Annotated in this window: 16 protein-coding genes; 6 read left to right on the top strand and 10 right to left on the bottom strand. The window is 69.4% G+C overall.

Annotated elements, in window-relative coordinates; all coding sequences use genetic code 11:
- Positions 1–29 precede the first annotated feature (29 nt).
- The 3 genes from BJ964_RS36645 (at position 30) to BJ964_RS49330 (ending at position 3,379) form a co-directional block, all read left to right on the top strand.
- Positions 30–1,316, top strand: a complete 1,287-nt coding sequence (locus tag BJ964_RS36645) for a helix-turn-helix domain-containing protein (RefSeq protein WP_188124932.1) — start codon at positions 30–32, stop codon at positions 1,314–1,316.
- A gap of 13 nt (positions 1,317–1,329) precedes the next feature.
- Complete coding sequence (locus BJ964_RS36640) at positions 1,330–2,127, top strand: alpha/beta fold hydrolase (RefSeq protein ID WP_188124931.1); 798 nt, start codon at positions 1,330–1,332, stop codon at positions 2,125–2,127.
- Positions 2,128–2,242: 115 nt separating this feature from the next.
- Positions 2,243–3,379, top strand: a complete 1,137-nt coding sequence (locus BJ964_RS49330; protein WP_188124930.1) for a hypothetical protein — start codon at positions 2,243–2,245, stop codon at positions 3,377–3,379.
- A 15-nt stretch (positions 3,380–3,394) separates the two neighbouring features.
- Here the strand turns inward: BJ964_RS49330 and BJ964_RS36630 are convergent, their stop codons facing one another.
- Complete coding sequence (locus BJ964_RS36630; RefSeq protein ID WP_188124929.1) at positions 3,395–3,571, bottom strand: hypothetical protein; 177 nt, start codon at positions 3,569–3,571, stop codon at positions 3,395–3,397.
- A 10-nt stretch (positions 3,572–3,581) separates the two neighbouring features.
- Positions 3,582–4,331: a phosphotransferase gene (locus BJ964_RS36625; RefSeq protein ID WP_188124928.1), complete on the bottom strand. Its 750-nt coding sequence runs from the start codon at positions 4,329–4,331 to the stop codon at positions 3,582–3,584.
- A gap of 184 nt (positions 4,332–4,515) precedes the next feature.
- On the opposite strand from BJ964_RS36625, the gene BJ964_RS36620 reads away from it, so the two are divergent.
- Positions 4,516–5,976 carry a hypothetical protein gene (locus BJ964_RS36620; protein ID WP_188124927.1) on the top strand — a complete coding sequence of 487 codons (1,461 nt, stop codon included), beginning with the start codon at positions 4,516–4,518 and terminating at the stop codon, positions 5,974–5,976.
- Here the strand turns inward: BJ964_RS36620 and BJ964_RS36615 are convergent.
- From BJ964_RS36615 to BJ964_RS36600, 4 genes are all read right to left on the bottom strand, one after another.
- Entirely contained in the window at positions 5,951–8,092 is a 2,142-nt protein-coding gene (locus BJ964_RS36615; protein WP_188124926.1) for an NB-ARC domain-containing protein, read from the bottom strand. The genes BJ964_RS36620 and BJ964_RS36615 overlap by 26 nt on opposite strands.
- A 200-nt stretch (positions 8,093–8,292) precedes the next feature.
- Positions 8,293–9,693: an RICIN domain-containing protein gene (locus BJ964_RS36610; RefSeq protein ID WP_188124925.1), complete on the bottom strand. Its 1,401-nt coding sequence runs from the start codon at positions 9,691–9,693 to the stop codon at positions 8,293–8,295.
- Complete coding sequence (locus BJ964_RS36605; RefSeq protein ID WP_188124924.1) at positions 9,690–9,845, bottom strand: hypothetical protein; 156 nt, start codon at positions 9,843–9,845, stop codon at positions 9,690–9,692. The genes BJ964_RS36610 and BJ964_RS36605 overlap by 4 nt, the downstream gene beginning before the upstream one ends.
- A 54-nt stretch (positions 9,846–9,899) precedes the next feature.
- Positions 9,900–10,160 carry a hypothetical protein gene (locus BJ964_RS36600; RefSeq protein ID WP_188124923.1) on the bottom strand — a complete coding sequence of 87 codons (261 nt, stop codon included), beginning with the start codon at positions 10,158–10,160 and terminating at the stop codon, positions 9,900–9,902.
- 504 nt (positions 10,161–10,664) lie between these two features.
- Between BJ964_RS36600 and BJ964_RS36595 the strand changes: the two genes are divergently transcribed.
- A complete protein-coding gene (locus BJ964_RS36595) occupies positions 10,665–14,363 on the top strand; it encodes a S8 family serine peptidase (RefSeq protein ID WP_188124922.1) in 3,699 nt (1,232 codons plus the stop codon).
- Positions 14,360–15,004, top strand: a complete 645-nt coding sequence (locus BJ964_RS36590; RefSeq protein ID WP_188124921.1) for a hypothetical protein — start codon at positions 14,360–14,362, stop codon at positions 15,002–15,004. Before BJ964_RS36595 ends, BJ964_RS36590 begins: the two co-directional genes overlap by 4 nt.
- Before the next feature lie 90 nt (positions 15,005–15,094).
- On the opposite strand, the gene BJ964_RS36585 is transcribed toward BJ964_RS36590, so the two are convergent.
- From BJ964_RS36585 to BJ964_RS36570, 4 genes are all read right to left on the bottom strand, one after another.
- A complete protein-coding gene (locus BJ964_RS36585; RefSeq protein WP_188124920.1) occupies positions 15,095–16,738 on the bottom strand; it encodes a glycoside hydrolase family 13 protein in 1,644 nt (547 codons plus the stop codon).
- A gap of 21 nt (positions 16,739–16,759) precedes the next feature.
- Positions 16,760–17,629 (bottom strand): carbohydrate ABC transporter permease, encoded by an 870-nt coding sequence (locus BJ964_RS36580; protein WP_188124919.1) that lies wholly within the window; start codon positions 17,627–17,629, stop codon positions 16,760–16,762.
- Positions 17,629–18,561 (bottom strand): carbohydrate ABC transporter permease, encoded by a 933-nt coding sequence (locus BJ964_RS36575; protein WP_188124918.1) that lies wholly within the window; start codon positions 18,559–18,561, stop codon positions 17,629–17,631. The genes BJ964_RS36580 and BJ964_RS36575 overlap by 1 nt, the downstream gene beginning before the upstream one ends.
- 62 nt (positions 18,562–18,623) lie before the next feature.
- Positions 18,624–19,991: an ABC transporter substrate-binding protein gene (locus BJ964_RS36570; protein ID WP_188124917.1), complete on the bottom strand. Its 1,368-nt coding sequence runs from the start codon at positions 19,989–19,991 to the stop codon at positions 18,624–18,626.
- Positions 19,992–20,173: the final 182 nt, after the last annotated feature.

The following is a 20,173-nucleotide window of genomic DNA, read 5'->3' as shown; positions in this document are numbered from 1 at the left end:
CGGCGGCGCCGGAAACCTAGGTTGGACCCATGACGGCATACGGGGACCGGCTGCGGGAATTGCGCCATCACGCGGGACTGACGATGGAACAGCTCGCCGAGGCTTCCGGGGTGAGCGTCCGGGCGATCAGCGACATGGAACGCGGCCACAGCCGGGCGCCGCAACCACGGACCGTCGCCGCCCTGGCCACGGCCCTCGGCGCCGACCCGCGCGGTCTCGCCGGCCTGCGGCCACGGCGCCTGCACAGCCACCTCGGCCGCGCAGAGCCACCCCGGGTGACGACCGGGTTCGTGGGCCGGACGGCCGAGACCGAACGGATCCTGCGGCACGCCGCCGGCCCGGCGCCGGTCGTGCTGCTGCACGGCCAGCCCGGCATCGGCAAGACCGCCCTCGCCGTGCACCTGGCCGGGCGGCTGCGACTGCCCGGTGGCCGGATCTTCCTCGACCTGCGCGGCCTCGACCCGGTCCCGATCCACCCCGGGGAGGCGGCCCGGCAACTGCTGAGCGCCCTCGGCGTCGGTCCCCGCCGGATCGCCGGCGCCAGCGGCGAACGGTGCAGCCAGCTGCGCGCCGAACTGGCCGGCCGCCGCTGCCTGCTGATTCTCGACAACGCCGCCGACGAGGCCCAGGTACGCCCGCTGCTGCCCGGCACCGGCGACGGGCTGACCCTGATCACCAGCCGCCGCATGCTGGGCGGCCTCGACGACGTCCGGCGTACCGGCCTCGGCCCGCTCACCCCGGACGAGTCGGCCACCCTGCTGGCCGCCGTCACCGACCGCGCCACCGGGCCGGCCGCCGCCCGGATCGCCGACCTGTGCGGCCACCTGCCGCTCGCGCTGCGGATCGCCGGCACCCGGCTGGCCGCCCGCCCCGACTGGACGGCCGCCCACCTGGCCGCCCGGCTCGCCGACCCGGCCCGGCGGCTGGCCCTGCTCAGCAGCGGCGACACCGGCGTGGCGGCCACGATCGGCCACTCCCACGCCCAGCTGTCCGGCGAGGGCCGCGCCCTGTTCCGGCGGATCGCCCACCTGCCCGGCCCCGGGTTCGCCGCCCCGGCCGTCGGCGCCCTCACCGGCGCCGGACCCGACGACGCCACCGACCGGCTCGACGAACTCGTCGAGATCGGCCTGCTGGAGACCGTCGGCCACGACCGCTACCGGATGCCCGACCTGATCCGCCTGTACGCCGCCGAACGCCTGCACGCCGAGGAGACCGCCGCCGCCCGGGAGGCCACCCGCCGCAGGATTTCTGCCGGTCGTCCTGCCTGGTCGGTGGCCGCCGAGGTTGGTTGCATCGACGTACCGACGTACGGATGAAAGGTCTTCCTCGATGTCTCCCGTTTCCCGACGGACCGTTCTGGCCGGCACCGCCGCGGCCGCCACCGTGGCCGCCGTCTCCGCCGCCGCCCCCGCGACGGCCGGCGGCACCGCCAGGATCAAGCCGACCATCGTCCTGGTGCACGGCGCGTTCGCCGACGCGGCCGGCTGGTCCGGCGTGCTCAAGCGCCTGATCCGCGCCGGCTACCCGGTGCTCGCCCCGGCCAACCCGCTGCGCGGCGTCGACTCCGACTCCGCCTACCTGGCCAGCGTCCTGGCCACCATCGCCGGGCCGATCGTGCTGGTCGGCCACTCCTACGGCGGTGTCGTCATCACCAACGCCGCCACCGGCAACCCGAACGTGAAAGCCCTGGTCTACGTGGCCGCGTTCGCGCCCGACGCCGGCGACACGGTCCTGCACCTGCAGACCCTCCACGAGGGCACCAAGCTCACCCTGGACGCGCTCGACTTCCGGCCCTACCCCGGCGACCACATCGACGGCTACGTCAAGCGCGACGTGTTCCGCGAGGTCTTCGCCGGCGACCTGTCCCGCGAGGAGGCCGACCTGCTGTGGGCCACCCAGCGCCCCGGCGACGGCAGTACCCTCCAGACCGCGTCCGGTGAACCCGGCTGGAAGACGATCCCGTCGTACTACCTGGTCGCCCGCAACGACAACCTGATCCCGGCGGCCGCCCAGCGGTTCATGGCGGCGCGCGCCAAGGCCCGTACCGTCGAGGTCTCCGCCTCGCACGTCGCCCACATCTCCCAGCCGCGCGTGCTGGCCGACCTCATCGAGAAGGCCGCTCGATGAGCTTCGTGAACCACCGCGAACACGCCTGACGGTTCTGCTTCGGCATCTTTCCGGGATGTGCCGCAGGCACATTCACGGACGACGATGCTGGCAGGCGCCACGGATCCCTTTCAGCGTGCGGCGCCGATCCACTGACCTGGAGGCGCTCACCATGCATGTGTTCCCTCGATGGGCCGCGGCGGCCGCGGTCGTGTTCCTGTTCTCGCCGGCGGCCACGGCCACGGCCGCACCGCCGCGCCCCGGCCTGAACTCGGCCTACCTGGGCGACTGGGGGCGCGGCGGTTACGTCCATGACGCCAACGACCGCGGTGACGTGGTCGGTGCCCTCAACGACGAGAACGTCAATCCGCAGCCGGTGCTGTGGCCGCGGAACGGCGCCCCGGTGCGTATCGACGTCGACCGTGGAAGCCCCGCTGCCGTCAACAACCGCGGCGACGTGGTGGGCGACAACTGGCTGTGGAGCGACGGCCGGGTGCGGACGCTGGCCGACCCGTCCCGGCAGATGCGGTCGGTGGACATCAACGACCAGCGGCAGGCCACCGGCACCATCGATCCCGACTCGTCCGGAGTGGCACAGATGTTCCTCTGGCAGGACGGGGGATTCACCACCTTCAGCCCTCCGGCCGGCATGCGCGGCTATCCGCTCGGCATCAACAACCGCGGTCAGGTGCTGGGCTACCTGACCGACGCGAGCTGGTCGGTCCGGCACGGGTTCGTCTGGCACGCCGGCCGGATGACGATCCTGAAACCGCTGGGTGGCACCGTGCTCGACCCGCGGGCGATCAACGACCGCGGTGAGGTCGTCGGGTACAGCACCGTGGCGGGCTCCGAGGTCCGGCACGCCTTTCTCTGGCAGGCCGGCCGGATGCGGGACCTGATGGCCGGCCACCCGACCGAATCCGGGTTGGCGTGGGATGTGAACAACGCCGGTGAGGTGGTCGGCAACATCGGGTTCAAGGCGGTCCTGTGGCGTGACGGGAACGTCGTCGACCTGGCCGTGCCCGGCCTGTACACCTACGCCCGTGAGATCAACGAGCGCGGCGACGTCGCCGGATGGGCGACCTTCCCGGACCCCGCCCGGAATCGCGTCTTCCGGTGGCGTGACGGCCGTGTCCTGTTCTCGGAGGACTACAGCACCGAGATGGGCCTGGAGGTCAGTGGCATCGACGACCGCGGCCGTGTCGTCGGCCTGATCGATGATCTGGTCGTCCCGCCCCGGCCGGTGCGCTGGGTGGCCGGCCCGTCCGCCTGAGTGTCCCGCTCCTGTTCAGCTCCGTCCGGCGGCGGTGTCCAGCGTGCCGCGGGCCCGGCTCGCCGGGTGCCGTGGCATCCGGGTCGCGTCCTGCCCGGCATCGTCGTCGGCCGGCTTCTCCCGACGGAACGCCCCGGCCAGCTTGTCACCGTGAATCTTCAACGACTCCTGTTGAGGATGGATCTCTTCCATACACCCATCGTCATCCCGGCGGCCCGGCCGCGACCCGGATTCGCGCAGAGTGCTGTCGCGTCCACTCGAAGGCGGCCCGCACCTCGTCGGCGGCGCCCAGCTCACACAGCCGGATCATCGCCGCCTGCCCGGCCTCCGCCCCGGCGAGGATGCCCCGCCAGCAGCTCTCCTGCCACCACAGGACGGTGTCGATCAGCACCGACCGGTCCGCGTCACCCAGCCGGTAGCCGTCCGCCACCACCCACACCAGCCGTCCCGCGTCCTCCGGGTCGGGCACGTCCGGCCCGAGCCCGACGTACTGCCAGCACGCGTGCGCCACGTCCTGCACCCGCCGGCCGGGCGCCGCGTCGTCCCAGTCGATGAACGCCACCGGCTCCCGACCGCGGTAGACGGTGTTCTTCGGCGACAGATCGTGGTGGCAGACCACCTCGTGTTCCCCGGCCAGCGTGGTCCCGGCGGTCAGATCGTGAAACTCCCGGATCATCCGCCCCACGGACCGCAGATTGCGTTCCGAGCGGACGTACTCCGGGGGCCGTCCCCGCTCCCAGGGCACCTGTCCGTCGAGGTGTTCGAGCATTGCCCGCCCGTGCTCGTCGACGCCGAGGAATCGCGGCGCCCCATCCCAGTCGGCAAGGTGCCGCAGCAGCCCGTGCACGAACCCGGGATCCTTCGGCGGCGCCTTGTGCACGGTGTCGCCCACCCGTACCGCCCCGGCGATGAACCCGCCCGGCAGCGCCTGCTCGCCCCTCGATGAACTCACTCGACCTCTCGCTCCCGCCAGCTCTGGAATATACGTACGGGCGCCCGGTATCGATCGGGTCCTGCGCCGCAGTGTCCGAAAATCCTTCGATTAGGTTGACGTCGTGCATAACCCCGTCGACCGATCGACCGTTGGTAGGGAGCCGGGAGCCGGGAGCCGGGAGCCGGGAGCCGGGCCTGATTGGGTGACTTTCCGCTGCGAGCGGGTGGTGCTCGTGGTGGTCCGGACGGTCACCGCGCTGACGCGGCTTCTGGACGTGGTCTCGCTGATCGCCGCGGACCGGCGGGTGCAGATCCTGTTCACGGTGGACGGCGAGCGCGCCGCAGTCTTCGGCGACGGCGTCCGGCCCGCCCTCGCCGGAATCGCGCCACGGATGATCCCGTGGGAGCAGGCCCGCACAGGCCGTTTCGATCTCGTGCTGTCGGCCAGCGAGAACGACGGCCTGGCGGAGATCGACGGCCCGGCCCTGGTGCTGCCGCACGGACTGGGATTCCAGAAGTTCTATCCGGGCGGCCGGACCGTGGCCGGTCTGGACCCGGAAAGGCTGAAAGAGCACGACCGGGTGATCGCCCTGTCCCATCCCGGGCAGCGAAAGTGGATGTCCGAGGGCCGGGACCGGGCGGTCGTCGTCGGAGACCCGTGCTGGTCCCGGATGCGGGCCAGCCGGCATCGGCGCGACACCTACCGCGCGGCGTTCGGCGCCGAGGGACGGCGGCTCGTCGTGCTCGCCTCCACGTGGGGACCGGAATCACTGCTCGGTGCCGCGCCCGGCCTGCCGGAGAAGCTGGTCGCAGAACTGCCCATGGACGAGTACCGCATCGTGGCCGTCCTCCACCCGGGCATCTGGGCCGCTCACGGACCGTGGCAGGTGCGGGCCTGGCTCGCGAGGGCGGACGTCCGGGTGCCGGCCCCGGACAGCGACTGGCAGGCGGCCCTGCTGGCGGCCGACTGTGTGATCGCCGACCACGGCTCGGCGGCCGGATACGCGGCGCTGGCCGGGGTGCCGGTGCTGCTGGGCCCGCGGGGGAGTGCCACGACCGTCCCGGGTTCGATCGCCGACCACCTGGCTCAGCGCTGTCCCCGGATCGGCGTAGGCCTTCGAAGCCAGATCGACACGGCCGGACCACCGGAACTGGAGCCACCGATGGAGGCCGCGGCCCCACTGCGGTCCCTGCTCTACAGCCTGATGGACCTGGCGGAGCCGTCGTCCCCGGCGGAGTTCCCGCCACTGCCCGTCCCCGGCGACGACGGACCGACCATAGGCGCATGGGTTGCGGGAGAAACCGCAAACATCGAGAGATACCCGGATATCGGCTTCGGCGCGCCGCACGACGAGCTGTCCTACCGGCACACCGTCGCCCGGGTCGAACACTGCACCCTCACACAGGCCGAAGGCGCGACCATCATCGGCGGCGCAAGCCTCGACGACTGGCCGAGAGCCCACCTGTCCGCCACTGTCGACGGGAACACCTGCGTCATCCGGACCCGCGACGGGCACACCACGGCCCTGAACGGCGACGACCCCACGATCGACCCGTGGCTGCTGGCGTCCTGGGCCTACATCCGGCTGCGGCGCGGTGAACCGTTGAACGGCGCGATGCGCCTGGGCGGCCGCGTGATCACGGTCCGGGCGGAAGCTGATTGAGCCGGGCCGCGAACTCCCGCTGCCGTGGATGCCCGGCCAGGAAATGCCGGTAGGCGACCCAGCCCCACCAGCGCCGGGCCTGCTCCACGTCCCCGTACGCGAGTGCCACCTGGGCGCGCAGGTCGGCCAGCTCCAGTTCGTACTGGGTGGCGCCGCTGTCGGTGGTCAGCTCCCGGGCGCGGCGCAGATCCTCGGCAGCCGCCGCCGCGTCCCGCAGCGCCAGGTGAGCGCGGGCCCGCACCAGATGCAGCCGCGCCAGGTTGCGCCCGTCCCCGGCCGGAGCGGTGACGTCGGCGAGCAGAGCCAGCGCCTCCCCGCCCCGGCCCGCGTCGACGAGCACGTTGGCGAGCATTCGCAGGTGCAGCCCCCGCGCCCGCCCGTCACTGAGCTCCTGGTCGATCGCGATGGCCGTACGCAAGCTGGTCTCGGCAAGGGTGAGCCGCCCCGCGGCCCCGCCCCGCGCCGACTCCTGCGCCCACCGTGCGCGGAACTCCAGCACCGACGACTCCAGCTGCCGGTCCCCGAGCGCCGCCACCAGGGTCTCCGCGGTGCTGAGCGAGACGTCGGCGCGGTCGAGGTGCCCGAGCAGCATCTGGATCCGCCCCTGCATCGCGTGCAGCCGGGCGACGGCGGGCCGCCAGCCGAGCACCTCCGCGCCGGCGATCCCCCACTCGTTGGCGGCCAGGCAGACCAGGTGATGCCCATGGACGGTGAGCAGCGCTTCCAGGGCCCCGCAGATCTGCACCACCTCGACGTGATGCCCACGATGGTGGGCCTCCCGCAGCAGGTCGAGCACCACGTGCGCCTCGTTCTGCAGCCAGTCGACCGGCCGCAGTCGTCGCTCCGGCCAGCCGAGCTCCGGCGGAGCCGGGTAACGCCGCAGCCGCCCGTGCCGGACCCGATCGGTCACTCCCGCCGGGTCCATGGCCAGATCCGCGGCGCCGGCCATGTCCCGGAACCAGCCCAGGAACCGCAGGAAGCCCGCGTCGTCCGCGCGCACCGCACGCCGGACCGACCACAGCAGGCTCAGCCGGCCACCCGGCCCGCGGAACATGAGAGCCGCGTCGATCAGCGCGTCGACGAGTTCCTCACCCGGCTGCCCGAGCAGCGCGGACACGCCCGCGTCGGTGAGGTCCGTGCCGGGGTGGTCGACGATCGACTCCAGCCCGTCCACCGGTAGCTCCGCGACACTGCGCCGGATCAGGTCGTCCACCAGCGGCCCGGTGGCGCCCGCGAACTGCTCGACCATCTCCGCGACCGCGTCCGGCCGTCCACGCCGCCGGGCCAGCCGGGCCCCGGCCTGCGCCAGCACGGTCGGCAGCCCGTCACACAAGCGGATCAGCTCCCTGGTCGCCCCCGGCTCGGCAGCCAGCATCGCCTCGTCGCACCGGGCGGCCAGGATCTCCCGTGCCCCGTCCTCGTCGACGCCGGCGAGCACGATCGTGTCGCCGGTGTTCCAGACCCGAAGGTCCTGGCTCAGCACGCGGGTGGTGACCAGGACGGTGGCGTGCTCCCAGGGGTACGCCAGTCCGGCGGCCTCGCGTTCGCCGATCACGTTGTCGAGGATCAGCGTGAACTTCCGGTGCCGCAGCGCCCGCCGGTACTGGTCGTCGACGACGGGCGCGGTGTCGTCGACGTGGGGCACGCCGAGCTGCCGCAGCACCGCCTGCTGCACCTCGATGAGGCGCAGCGACTCGCCGTCGCGGAAGTCGCCGAGATCCACCTCGGCGTAGGCGTTCACCCGATCCCGCAGGTCGTAGGCGATCTGGCGGGCCAGCGCCGTCTTCCCGGACCCGCGAGCCCCGGCGATCACCCACAAACCTGGCCCCTGGATCCGCTCCCGGATCTCCGTCCGGTCCGCGAACATCGCCGGCGCCAGCACCGCGATCGCGTCCACCGTGTCGACCGCGACCAGCTCCTGGGCGAGCTGCGCCGCGAACGTCTCGTCCTCGCGGGCCCGCCGCAGAATCCACGCCTGCAACGCGGTCCGGTCGCTCGGCGGCCGTGACGACCGCCCACGCACCAGCTGCCAGATCCGCCGGGCCCCATAACCGGTGGCGGCGGTGACCCCTGGCGTCATCACGCGGACGGCCTCGGCGGCCAGGACCTCCAGCATCGGCGCTCCGTAACTCCGTCGGAATCCCGGTCATCCGGACGCTAACACCAACCCGCCACGGCTCCATCCAGGACGGTCGCTTTCGCTTCCCTCTCCGGTACGCGCGGCGGCGCGCACACCGGTCGCGGCCACGAGTTCTTCCGCGTTGCTCAGCACCGTCGATCATGGCCGGGGGCGGCTCTCCGCGTACCGTCGCACTTTTATGTAGTTGTTCTCGACCATTGCTGGTTGGTGCCGGAATTGCAGGTGTACTGCTGGATGTCGGCGCCGTCGGCGGTGTTGGACGAGACGACGTCCAGGCATTTGCCGCTGTGCCGGGCCTTGAGCTGGTAATAGCTGCCGGTCGCGGCCCACTGCCACTGCTGGTTGGTGCCGTTTCCGCAGGTGTACTGGACGATGTTGGCGCCGTCGGCGGTGGACGCCGACGCCACGTCGAGGCATTTTCCGCTGTGCAGGGCGACGATCTGGAAATACCCGTTCCCGGCGTCACGGAATTCGAAGCGCTGATTTCCGCCGCTGTTCCAGGTGTACTGCTTGATCTCGGCGCTGTTCGCCATCGACGCGCTCACCACGTCCATCACCTTGCCGCTGTTGCGGTTCGTGATCCGGTAGTAGGTGGCCGCGTTTCCGGTGACCGTTCCGGCGGCCGCGTCGACGGTGATCGTGGGATACCAGGAGAGCGACATCGACGTGTTCGACGGGAAGGCGATCGGCAGCCAGACGTAACGGGAATCGTTGACAGGGCCGCCCCAGGCGCCGGCCCAGCGGTCGCCGAGATACAGATAGCTGGTGCCGGACGTGCCCTGAACAGGGAGGACGTAGGCGGGCTGCGATCCGAAGGTGGTCGAGTCGCCGACGTTCGTCCAGCCGGACCATGGTCCGCTGATGCTCGTGGCGGTCGCGTATTTCGCCTGGTTCGGATTCCAGCCGGACGTGCCCGAGGTGAGCAGGAAATAGACGCCGTTGCGTTTGAACATGGCCGGCGCCTCACGGGTCGCGTTGTCCCAGAAGTTGCCGACCAGCGCCGCGATCTGGAGATAATCGCTGGTGAGGCGGTAGATCTGGAGGTCCCGGTTCTCGTCGGCCGCCGAGATCATGTAGGCGGTGCCGCCGTCCTCCCAGATGGTGATGTCCCGGGACATGTACTGGTTGAGCGGCCGGAAGCTGCCGTGATAGGTGTAGGTGCCGTCGATCGTCGCCGAAGAGGCCACCGCAGCCCGCGCCTCGCCGTAGTCGGTGGCGTTCTCCTTGTGCATCCACATGATGTATTTGCCGGTGGACGCGTTGTAGATGACCTTGGGGCGCTCGATCTTCGCTGATGCCAGCTCGGTCGCGGAGGACCGGGTCAGGACGTTGTTGCGGAACTCCCAGTTCAGCAGGTCGGTCGAGCGGTAGACGCTGACCGCGTAGAAGGTGTCGTCGGAGTTGCGGTTCTCGCCGAACCAGTAGTAGTAGCCGCCGACCTTGATGACGCCACCGCCGTGGGCGTGGACGCCACCTAGCTGGGTGCCGTTGGCGATCGTGACGCCGACGGCGTTGGCCGGTGCGCCCGGCAGGAGAATCAGGATGGCGGTCGTGATCGCCGCGAGAAGCTTCCTCATGCCGCGCCCCGAGACCGCTGCTGGTTCGTGCCGCCGTTGCAGACGCCCCGGAAACCGGCCGTCGCGGCTCGCGCCGGGCCGGTGCCGAACGGCGCGATGATTCCGGTCGCGAGCGGCGCCGCAACCAGCACAAAGGAGAATTCTGCTCGCATGCAACATTGGTAATGCATCTGACACATTCGCAGCCATGAGTCGAACCCAGAAGGTCAGAAGCGTTCAGACTCGAACATGACCTCTGATCGACGACTCGCGCAAACAGGCTCGGACATCAGCAGCACACCCTCCGGCGGGCTCCATAAGTTGATCATGAGGGTGTCATCGTTGTGGGCGATCCGCAGCCGCGCCCCGGGTCGGGCAACAGGCGGCGTCTTCGACACGCGGCCGCCGCACCCCGTTGCGGGCTCGTCCTGCCTATGGCGGATGTGCGTCAGGGCAGGAATCCGCCATCCGTGCAGGTTGAGCACCATCCTCGGCGACCGTCAGCATGAGTCGACGACATTCATGCCGTTGCATGGGGAGCCGCATGCTGTCATCCGTTGGCCGGAGGCTCGTCCCCCTGCTGACCGGCAATTCTTGTAATGGCCCGTGGCGCGACAACGGTTCACGCAGGCATTGGCGAGGAATGACGATTCCGTGTGAGTGGCATGGCGCTCTTTTCTGCCCAATAACGCTCGTGGATGGGACCGTGGCGAGGATTCACGGCGCGCCTCTACGTGTGACTCTGTCGCTCTGACCAGCTACGACAAGGCGATATGGCATGCCCCATTCGCTGCCCTGAGGATTGCCGTGGCGGGTTTGTGCCATGCAGTAAATACGCCATCACATTCACTTGATTCGATCGGTGCAGACTCCGAGAGTGTCTAGCTAATGCGGCACGGATTTCCTTGTCGCGACGACCAGGAGGCGCACATGCATTCCCCACGCCATCGTCAGGGCGAACCCGACCGAACGGTGTTTCAGGAGGCCCAGCAGTGAAACACTTCGGGCGACGCCTGGCCGCCGCGGTCGCTGGCATCACCGTCCTCGCGACGGTCATGTCGACCACCTCGGCGAATGCGGCCGGCCCAACTCCCGCCCCGGCTGCCCCTGACCTCAACGCGAGCCTGCCGACGACGGTCCGCGACAACCTTCTGCGGGTTGCCGCCGCGACTCAGGCAAACCTGTCGCTGACTCTGGTGACCGGCGACAAAGTACACATCGGTGTCGGCACAGACGGGCAGCCGGTCGTCCGCGAGATCGAGCCGGCGACGCGGCCCGGTAACGAGTCGGTGCTCTTCCAGACCATCACCAGGAACGGCCAGGTCTACGTCGTGCCGGACGACACGATGTCGCTGCTCCGTGCCGACCTGCTGGATTGGGAGCTGTTCAACCTTGCCAAGCTGGCGGACTGGGCGGCCGAGGGCAGGACCGGTGAGGTACCGGTGATCGAGACGTTCACCGGCAAGACCGACCCCCGGACGGCGGCGACCGCCGCCGGCACGACCGCCAAGGGCGTCCTGACGAGCATCAACGGCCGCTCGATGACCGTCAAGGGCGATGGCCAGTGGTGGCGGGAGGTGCGCGAGAAGAACACCGGCAAGTCCGTCTCGGCCGCCCAGGCGGCCGGCCCGCTGGCCGGGGTGCACAAGGTGTGGCTGAACGAGCTGACGAAACTCGAGCTCGACAAGTCCGTACCGCAGATCGGCGCGCCCGCCGCCTGGAGCCGCGGCTACGACGGTTCGAACGTCAAGGTTGCGGTGCTGGACACCGGCATCGATGCCACTCACCCCGATCTCGCTGGGCAGATCGCCGAGGCGGTCGACTTCACCAACAGCCCGGTGGGAACGCAGGACGAGTACGGCCACGGTACCCATGTGGCGTCCACGATCGCCGGCACCGGCGCGGCCTCCGACGGGCTGCGCCGCGGTGTGGCGCCTGGTGCGAAGCTCGCCATCGGCAGGGTCTGCGGCGCCAGCGGACGATGCGCCGGCGACGCGATCATCGCCGGTATGGAGTGGGCCGCCAAGTCCGGTGTCCGCGTGGTGAACATGAGCCTCGGCGGCTCGCCCAGCGACGGTACGGACCCGCTGAGTCAGGCGGTCAACCGGCTCAGCCGTACCTACGGCACCCTGTTCGTCATATCCGCGGGCAACAGCGGCCCGAGCGCCACGACGATCGGGGCGCCGGGTGCCGCCGACGAGGCACTGACCGTCGCGGCCGTGGACAAGAGCGACCAGATGGCGTCCTTCTCCAGCCGCGGTCCTCGATTCGGGGACGGCGCCGCCAAGCCGGACATCGCGGCTCCGGGTGTCAGCATCGCCGCGGCCCGCGCCAAGGGCACCGCGATGGGCAAGCCCCTGGACGACTTCTACACGTCCGCCAGCGGCACCTCCATGGCCGCGCCCCACACGGCCGGCGCCGCGGCGATCATCGCCCAGCAGCACCCGGACCTCACCGGGCGCCAGATCAAGGCGCTGCTGATGGCCACCTCCAAGGACCTCGGGCACGACCTGTACGAGCAGGGCGCCGGCCGGGTGGACGTGGCCCGTGCGATCGACCCGAGGATTCTCCCGGACGGGAGCCTGAACTTCGGCCGCGCCGAGTACCCGCACGCGCCGGTGTCCAGGAAGGTCACCTACAGCAACTTCACCGACGAGCCGATCGCCCTCACGCTGTCCGCGTCGCTCTCCTCGTCGGGCAAGCCCGCACCGGCGGGGCTGCTGACGCTCAGCGCCGACCAGGTGACCGTGCCCGCCAAGGGCTCGGCCGACGTGACGGTGACCGTGGACGGCAGGGTCCTGGACGGTACCGGGCCGTACGGCAGATCCGCAGGCGTGCTGACCGCCAAGGACAGCGCGGGGACGTTGCTGGGATCAAACAAGATCTCGGCGTTCCTGGAGTCGCCCCGCCACGATCTGACCATCAAGGTCATTCCCCCGGCCGGCGCCACCCACATCGCCTACAGCGACGCGGTGATCGTCCCGATGAACGATGACAAGCTGCAGCCCCTGTACGAAGACCCGGTGGTGGTACCGGGCGGCGAGACGACCACGGCACGGGTCTTCGCCGGCACGGTCGCGGCGTCGATGACCGTGACGTGGCGGGACGCGGCCGGTGAGCTGCAGAAGGCCGCTCCGATGGCACCGCAGGTGAAGGTGACCGGGGCGACCACCGTGGAGCTGGATCTGCGCAAGATCAAGCCGGTCAAAGTGAATATCCCGAAGCCGACCGAGACCTACAGCGCGGCCTTCAGGATCCAGCGCATCTCCGACGACGGCAGCTGGGGGCTCACCTCGCAGTCGGTCATCGCCTACGGTCCCGGTGAGCCGAACTGGTGGGTACTGCCGACCAGCCAGGTGAGCCTCGGCACGCTCTCCTTCAACAGTCAGCATGTCCTGGTACCGCCGTCGGTGACGATGAAGGTCACGGGCAACGGCCACTCCTTCGACCTGGACGCCCGCTACCCGACCCCGGACGACTCCATCCTCGCCGGCGCCCAGCAATGGAGGGAGCCCGGCAAGCCCGCACCCGTGACCCGCCTCGTGCGGCTGAAGATTCCCCGACTGCCTGCCGTCGGCGGCAAGCGCGTCGTCCACGCGGGCACCGGTTCGGCCGAAGAACTCGCCAAGGTCGACGCCAAGGGCGCGCTGGTGCTGCTGAGGCCCACCGAAATCTGCACGACGACCTGCAATTTCACCGCACTGCGCAAGCGAGTGGTGGCGGCTGCGGCCGCAGGCGCGGCCGGGGTGCTCGTGGCCGGCGAGACCAATCGCATCACCCTGCCGACGTACGGGTTGGGCCAGAATTACCAGTGCGCCAACGGTCCGGACAGCTGCCCGCCCATCGAGCCGTACTCGGCGTTGCCCATCATGACCGTGTCGCCGACCGCGGCCGCCACACTGATCCAACAGATCAGTAGCGGGGACGACCCCCGCGTCCGGGTCGTCATCGGCGGCAACAGCGAGGTGTCGAAGGCCTACGCCCTGGAGTTCGACACCACCGGCCGGGTTCCCAGTAGGCTGCCGCATCGGGTTCAGCCCGCAGACCTCGACCGCGTCGATCACCGCATCCACGCCGACCGGCCCGGCACGGTCAGCTCCTTCACCTGGAACCGGGCGACCACATCCGGCTCGGTGGCAGCGGGCATAAACCTGCCCAGGCCGGCCGGCCAGCGGCAGTTCACCACCCTGGTCGGGCCACACAACGACAACGTGATCGACAGCTTCGCGCTGGCCGTCAGGGATTGGGTCGCGCCATCCGTGGTGGACGGGGTGGGATCGGGCTTCTCCGAAGCCCAGGACCTGGCGCTCGATGGACAGAACACGACCGACTGGAACGTCGGTCCGACCGTTCCCGGAGCGGTGCCACAGGTCCGCACCAAGTCGGGCAACACGATCAGCTTCGGGCTGCCGTGCGCGGGCTGCCGGGACACCACGCAGTTCTGGCCGAACCTGTACACGACCAGCAGCGCCGGTGGCCGCCAGGCCGTGACCGGCATCGTCAACGACAGGTACGGCATCCCCTATCTCCTTTGGGGGATGCAGAGCTGCTGGCCGCCCACCTGCGACGTAAGCCTCTTCAACGAGGCCGGCGACGAGATCACGAAAAAGCTGATTCCGATCACTGCCTCCATCCCCATCCCGGGTGAGTCCGGCAACCCGGCGGACCTGGTCTCGGAGGGACAGCGATGAGGACCGACCTGAGCAAGGAGAGTGTTGCGATGAACAGCGCGCCATCACGGTGGTGCCGGACGGCGGGCTTCGCGGCCGTGGCGGCTGCCGCCCTGATCGCGTTGACGGCATGCAACCCGTTCGGCGGTGACGTCGTCGCCTACGACCTGCCGGCGGCATCAGCCCGCTACTCGTTCCAGGCGCAGACGGCCGGGACCAAGACCGTGTGGGAGTACACCTCCGACCAGCCGGCCAAGTCCGACGTTCCGCAGTCGTCGCCCTGCATCGGCGACCTGACCCAGCAGAAGAGCGGCGCGTGCCGGCCCGAGCCGCTGATCTTCCTCAGGTACGACCTGGACCTGGGTCTGGACAACACCGCCAAGGCGGGCGGTGTTCACCACATCACGGTCACCGGCTACTACCAGGACCGGATCAGCACCCCGCCGACCGTGAACAAGCTGCGGGCGGAGGCCAGTTTCGACGGAGGCAAGACCTGGCGGCCGGTGCGGACCAAGGCCGGTAAGCAGAACACCTTCGCCGTGGACATCGACAATCCGAGGCGTGACAAGGCCCCCGAAGGGGTCGGGCTGCGGATCAGCGCGACCGACAGTGCGGGGAACACCGTCGAGCAGACCATCCCCAAGGCGTACCAACTGCACTGAGGTGAACCGGTGAACCCGGAGGGCCACGGCCGGGGCGAGACGTGAGTTTCGCCCCGGCCGAGGACTCGACAGCGGTTCCTGGTGGCCAGGTCAGGCCGTGCGGAGCCAGATCGCGGTGTCCGGGGGGACGAGGCCGGCGAGGAGGGGGCCGCTGGCCAGCAGGATCTCGTCGTGTGGGGGCAGGCGGACTGGCTGGTCGGAAAGGTTGGCCAGGAACGTGAAGCCGCCGGCTCGGGTGAACGCCAGCAGCGAGGGATCAGTCGGCAGCCACTCGAACAAAGGCGAAGACGAGGGCGGAGAAGGGAACGACGACGATCGCGGGTCGGCGGTTGTGGTGAGGTGCCGGCGGCGCAGGGCGATCGCCGTGCGGTAGAGCGACAGCATCGAGTTCGGGTCGCCGGCCTGGGCCTCGGCGGTGCGGCCGGCCCAGGCGGCGGGCTGCGGCAGCCATGGCGATGCGGCGGCGTCGTCGGGGCTGAACCCGAACGGGACTTGGTCGCCGGACCAGGGCAGCGGCACCCGGCATCCGTCGCGGCCGATGTCCAGTCCGCCCGTACGGTGGAAGATCGGATCCTGTCGGAGGCCGTTGGGGATGTCCTCGACTTCCTCGAGTCCCAGTTCCTCGCCCTGGTAGAGGTAGACCGAACCGGGCAATGCCAGGTTGAGCAGCAGCGCGGCGCGCGCCCGGCGGGCGCCGAGTGGAAGGTCGACGCTGGTGCCGTGCTGGCGCAGGGCGTGACCGTACGAGCTGTCGGCTCGCCCGTATCGGGTGACGTGCCGGGTGACGTCGTGGTTGGACAGTACCCAGGTAGCGGGCGCGTCGACCGGGGCGTGGGCGTCGAGGGTGGCGTCGATGACGTGCCGGAGGGCTTTGGGGTCCCAGGCACAGTTCAGGTAGTCGAAGTTGAACGCCGTGTGCATCTCGTCGGGCCGCAGGTAGAGCGCCAGCCGGTCCGGTTTGTCGAGCCAGATCTCGCCGATGAGGGCGCGCGGCGGCTCGTAGGTGTCGGCGACGGCACGCCATGACCGGTAGATGTCGTGGACGGCGTCCCGGTCGATGTAGGGGTGCGGCAGCGGCGGGTCGGCCGGATCAAAATCGGCCAGTGACGGGTCCTTGGCCGGCATGGTGGCGGAGTCGATGCGGACTCCGTCGGCGCCCCGGTCGAACCAGAACCGCAGCACGTCGGAATGTTCGGCGGCGACGTCGGGGCTGGTCCAGTTGAGGTCCGGCTGTTCGGGGGCGAACAGGTGCAGGTACCACTCGCCGTCCGCGATCTGAGTCCAGGCCGGTCCACCGAAGACGGACTGCCAGTCGTTGGGCGGCAGGTCCCCGCGGCCGGGCCGGAACCAGAATCGGTCCCGCAGCGGCGAGCCGGGTCCGGCCGCGACGGCCTCGACGAACCACGGATGTTGATCGGAGACGTGGTTGGGCACCACATCGATGATCACTTTCAGGCCGAGCTCGTGAGCCTCGGCGATCAGCGCGGACGCGGAGGAGAGGTCGCCGAAGAGCGGGTCGATGGCTCGGTAGTCGGACACGTCGTAGCCGGCGTCGGCCTGCGGGGATGCGTACCAGGGGTTGAACCACAGGGCGTCGACGCCGAGTTCTGCCAGGTAGGGCAGGTGTTGCCGGACGCCGGCAAGGTCGCCGACGCCGTCGCCGTTCGCGTCGGCGAACGACCGCACGTAGACCTGGTAGATGACGGCGTCACGCCACCACTGATGCTGAGGCACGGTGAAGCTCCTAAAGAGTTTTCAGCCCTTGACGGCGCCGGCGGAGAGGCCGCCGAGGATGTGACGCTGGAAGATCACGAAGATGACGATCATCGGGATGGCCGCGATGGTCATGCCGGCGATCATCTCGGTGGGTGGCACCTGACTGCTGGCCGACAGCCGTTGCAGGGCGACCGAGAGGGTCTGCTTGTCCGGGTCCTGCATGACCAGCATCGGCCAGAGGAAGTCCTTCCACATGCCGATGATCGAGAAGATCGAGATGACGGCGAGGACGGGCCGGGACAGCGGCAGGACGATACTCGTGAGGGTCCGCATCCGGGAGGCGCCGTCCATCCAGGCGGCTTCGAGAATCTCCTGCGGGATGTTGTCGAAGAACCGTTTCAGCACGTAGATGTTGAAACCGTTGGCGGCGGCCGGCAACCACAGACCCCACGGCGAATTGATCAGATCAAGATCACTCAGGGTCAGATACGCGGGTACGAGTAGAGCCGCCACCGGAAGCATGAGCGTCGCCAGCATCCCCGCGAAGATCGCCCCGCCGAACATCGGCCGCAGCCGGGACAGCGCGTAGGCGGCGCTGACGTCCACGGCGAGCTGCACGATCCACCCGCCGATCGCGTAGTAGACGGTGTTGAGGAAGAAGTGGGGGATCCGCATGTGGTCCCACGCGTCGGCGTACGCGGAGATGCTCGGATTCCGCGGGATGACGGTGACCGTCTGCGCGGCGAAGTCGGCCGGGGTCTTCAACCCGGCCGTGGCCATCCAGTACAGCGGGTACAGGAACACCGCGGCGACCGCGACCGTGGTGACGGCCAGGACGGTGAAGTAGACGGCCCGGGTGCGGGGCCGTTTGAGGGCGATGTCGGAGATCAGGGTCCGGGTGGCGGCCATCAGACGGTCCTCTCGCGGGTGATCCGCAGGTAGAGGGCGGCGAACGCGGCCAGCACGACGAACAGCAGCACGCTGAGGGCGGCGGCGAGCCCGAAGTCCTGGTTGACGGCGAACGCGTACCGGTAGATCAGCGTCATCACGGTGATCGTGTCGGGGTTGGTGAACCCGGTGAGCTGGAACGGCTCGATGAACACCTGCATCGTGGCGGTGATCTGGAGCAGCGCCATCACCAGCATGATGAAGCGCATCTGCGGCAGCGTGACGTGCCAGATCCGCTTCCACAGGCTCGCCCCGTCGAGTTCGGACGACTCGTAGAGTTCCGGCGGCACGGACTGCAGCGCGGCCAGGTACATCAGGGTCGAGCCGCCCATGTTTGCCCAGGTGGAGACGAGGACCAGTGACAGCATGGCGGTCTCCGGCGACTGCACCCACTGGGAGGTCGGCAGGTGTGCGCCGTCGAGCAGGGTGTTGAACAGTCCCTGTCCGGGGTCGTAGAAGAACTGCCAGAGCATGGCGCTGACGATCGGCGGCAGCATCACCGGCAGATAGACGGCGAGCCGGAAGTACGTGCTGAAGTGCCGCAGCTCGTTGAGCAGGATGGCCATCGCGATCGGGATGGCGTAGCCGAACACCAGGGCCAGTCCGGTGAACTCGACGGTGTTGGCGATCGCGGTGCCGAGCAGCGGGTCGTCGAACAGGGCCCGGAAGTTGTCGAGTCCCACCCATTCGGGCTCGGTGACCAGGTTGTCCTGCTGGAGGCTGAGGGTGATGCTGCGCACCAGCGGATACCAGGAGAACAGTCCGAAGCAGACCAGGGCGGCCGCGAGGAACCCGTACGCCAGAAGGTTGTCCTGTAGTCGGCGGCATAGCCGCCCGGTGTCGCGGTGCGCGCGCAGCCGTGGTGACACGGCGGCGGTCGTGGTTGTCGCCATGCGGAGCCTTTCGTGATCGGTGCTGTGCCCGGGGACGGTTGACCGTCCCCGGGCGAATCCGGCTAAACCGTGGCCAGGATGGCGTTGACCTGCTTCTCCGCGTCGGCGAGGAGGGCCGGGATGTCGGCGTCGGGTTTGGTGAGCGCGGCCGCCATGACCGGGTCGAGAACGGCGTAGATCTTCTGCGCGTTCGGCGGTTCCACCTTGAGCGGGATGTTCGCCTGGGCCGCCACGAACGGCGCGAAGTTCTCGGTGGGCACGTTGGCGTACTTCTTGCTGGCCGCGTCGTAGGTGGCGCCGGCCGCCCCGGTGAAGATGTTGGGCTCGGGCAGGCCGACCGGCTGCTTGTTGTCGGCGTCGCGCTTCTTGCCCTCGTCGATGCGGGCCGGGTCGGCGTGCCGGAACAGCACCCAGGCCATGGCCGCCTTGATCTGCTCGGGGCTGCTCTTGGGGCTGAACATGTAGCCGCCGCCACCGCCGAGGGTGCCCTGGCCGCCGGGAACCGGGCCGAACCCGTAGTCCTCGGTCCTGCCCTTGTACTGCGAGACGATCGTGGGGATGTTGTCGGCGGTCGCCAGGTACATGCCGAGCTTGCCGGCGCCCATCTGCTGCAGCAGGTCGGCCCATTCGAGCAGCTGCTTCTCACCCATCGCCTTGTCGGTGAACCGCATGTCCTTGAGCAGCTGGAGGACGGCTTTACCGGTGTCGTTGTTGAACGCGGCGGTCCACTTGCCGTCGGCGCCCCGCGCGGCGACGTCGCCGCCGCGGGTGTACATCTCGGCGGTGAAGTGCCAGCCGCCGGTGTTGTTCTTGCTGTAGTCGCCGTACCCGTTGATCCCGTCGCCGAGCGCGGAGATCTTCTTGGCGTACTCGCGGACCTCGTCCCAGGTGGCCGGCGGCTTGTTCGGGTCGAGTCCGGCCTGTTTGAACAGTTCCCGGTTGTAGACCAGGCCCATCGTGTAGTTGCCCTCGGGCAGGCCGTACTGCTTGCCCTTGCCGTCGCCGAACACCTCGAGCAGGTTCGGCTTGATCTGCTGGATGTCCGGGAACCCGGCGACGTACGGCGTGATGTCGGCGGCCTGCTTGCGGGCGATCAGCCCGGCCGGGTCGGTGAAGTAGACGTAGTAGGCGTTCTCCAGCTGCCCACCGGCGAGCTTGGCGGAGAAGGTCGCCGGGTCCATCTTCCCCTCTTTGGGGTCGATCTTGATTTTCGGGTTGGCCTTCTCGAACGCCGCGATGTCGTCGAGGAAGTTCTTGCGCTGCAGCGCCTCGGTCTCCGGCGGCATGTTGTTGACGGTGATCGTCACCTGGCCGTTCGAGGACTCCGGGGTCTCGTCCGAACCGCAAGCGCCGAGCAACAGGGCGAAACTCGCCGTCACCGCGACGGACGAGAGGAGGCGGCGTCTGCCGACCCTGGTGAGCGTGGTCATCGCTACTCCTGGGAAAGGTCATAAGGAGGGAGCACCGCCGAATGTGCAGGTCAGAGCCGGTCACCGGTGGCGTGGACCACAAGTTACGGGCAGGCGTAACCGCTGCGCAACAGAACAACAACGACTTGCAAGAACCGTCGGATTCTGTGCAAGTTTTGTCGCAAACTACCGTCATAAAGGTA

The sequence above is a fragment of the Actinoplanes lobatus genome (genome assembly GCF_014205215.1).
Classification (GTDB): Bacteria; Actinomycetota; Actinomycetes; order Mycobacteriales; family Micromonosporaceae; genus Actinoplanes; species Actinoplanes lobatus.
This window is presented reverse-complemented; position numbering and strand designations above follow the sequence as displayed.

Coding starts and splice junctions, on each gene's coding strand:
- BJ964_RS36580 (WP_188124919.1), bottom strand. CDS start 17,629: ATGGCCGCCACCCGGACCCTGATCTCCGACATCGCCCTCAAACGGCCC.
- BJ964_RS36645 (WP_188124932.1), top strand. CDS start 30: ATGACGGCATACGGGGACCGGCTGCGGGAATTGCGCCATCACGCGGGA.
- BJ964_RS36630 (WP_188124929.1), bottom strand. CDS start 3,571: ATGGAAGAGATCCATCCTCAACAGGAGTCGTTGAAGATTCACGGTGAC.
- BJ964_RS36600 (WP_188124923.1), bottom strand. CDS start 10,160: ATGGTGCTCAACCTGCACGGATGGCGGATTCCTGCCCTGACGCACATC.
- BJ964_RS36575 (WP_188124918.1), bottom strand. CDS start 18,561: ATGGCGACAACCACGACCGCCGCCGTGTCACCACGGCTGCGCGCGCAC.
- BJ964_RS36570 (WP_188124917.1), bottom strand. CDS start 19,991: ATGACCACGCTCACCAGGGTCGGCAGACGCCGCCTCCTCTCGTCCGTC.
- BJ964_RS36640 (WP_188124931.1), top strand. CDS start 1,330: ATGTCTCCCGTTTCCCGACGGACCGTTCTGGCCGGCACCGCCGCGGCC.
- BJ964_RS36605 (WP_188124924.1), bottom strand. CDS start 9,845: ATGCGAGCAGAATTCTCCTTTGTGCTGGTTGCGGCGCCGCTCGCGACC.
- BJ964_RS36590 (WP_188124921.1), top strand. CDS start 14,360: ATGAGGACCGACCTGAGCAAGGAGAGTGTTGCGATGAACAGCGCGCCA.
- BJ964_RS36610 (WP_188124925.1), bottom strand. CDS start 9,693: ATGAGGAAGCTTCTCGCGGCGATCACGACCGCCATCCTGATTCTCCTG.
- BJ964_RS36615 (WP_188124926.1), bottom strand. CDS start 8,092: ATGCTGGAGGTCCTGGCCGCCGAGGCCGTCCGCGTGATGACGCCAGGG.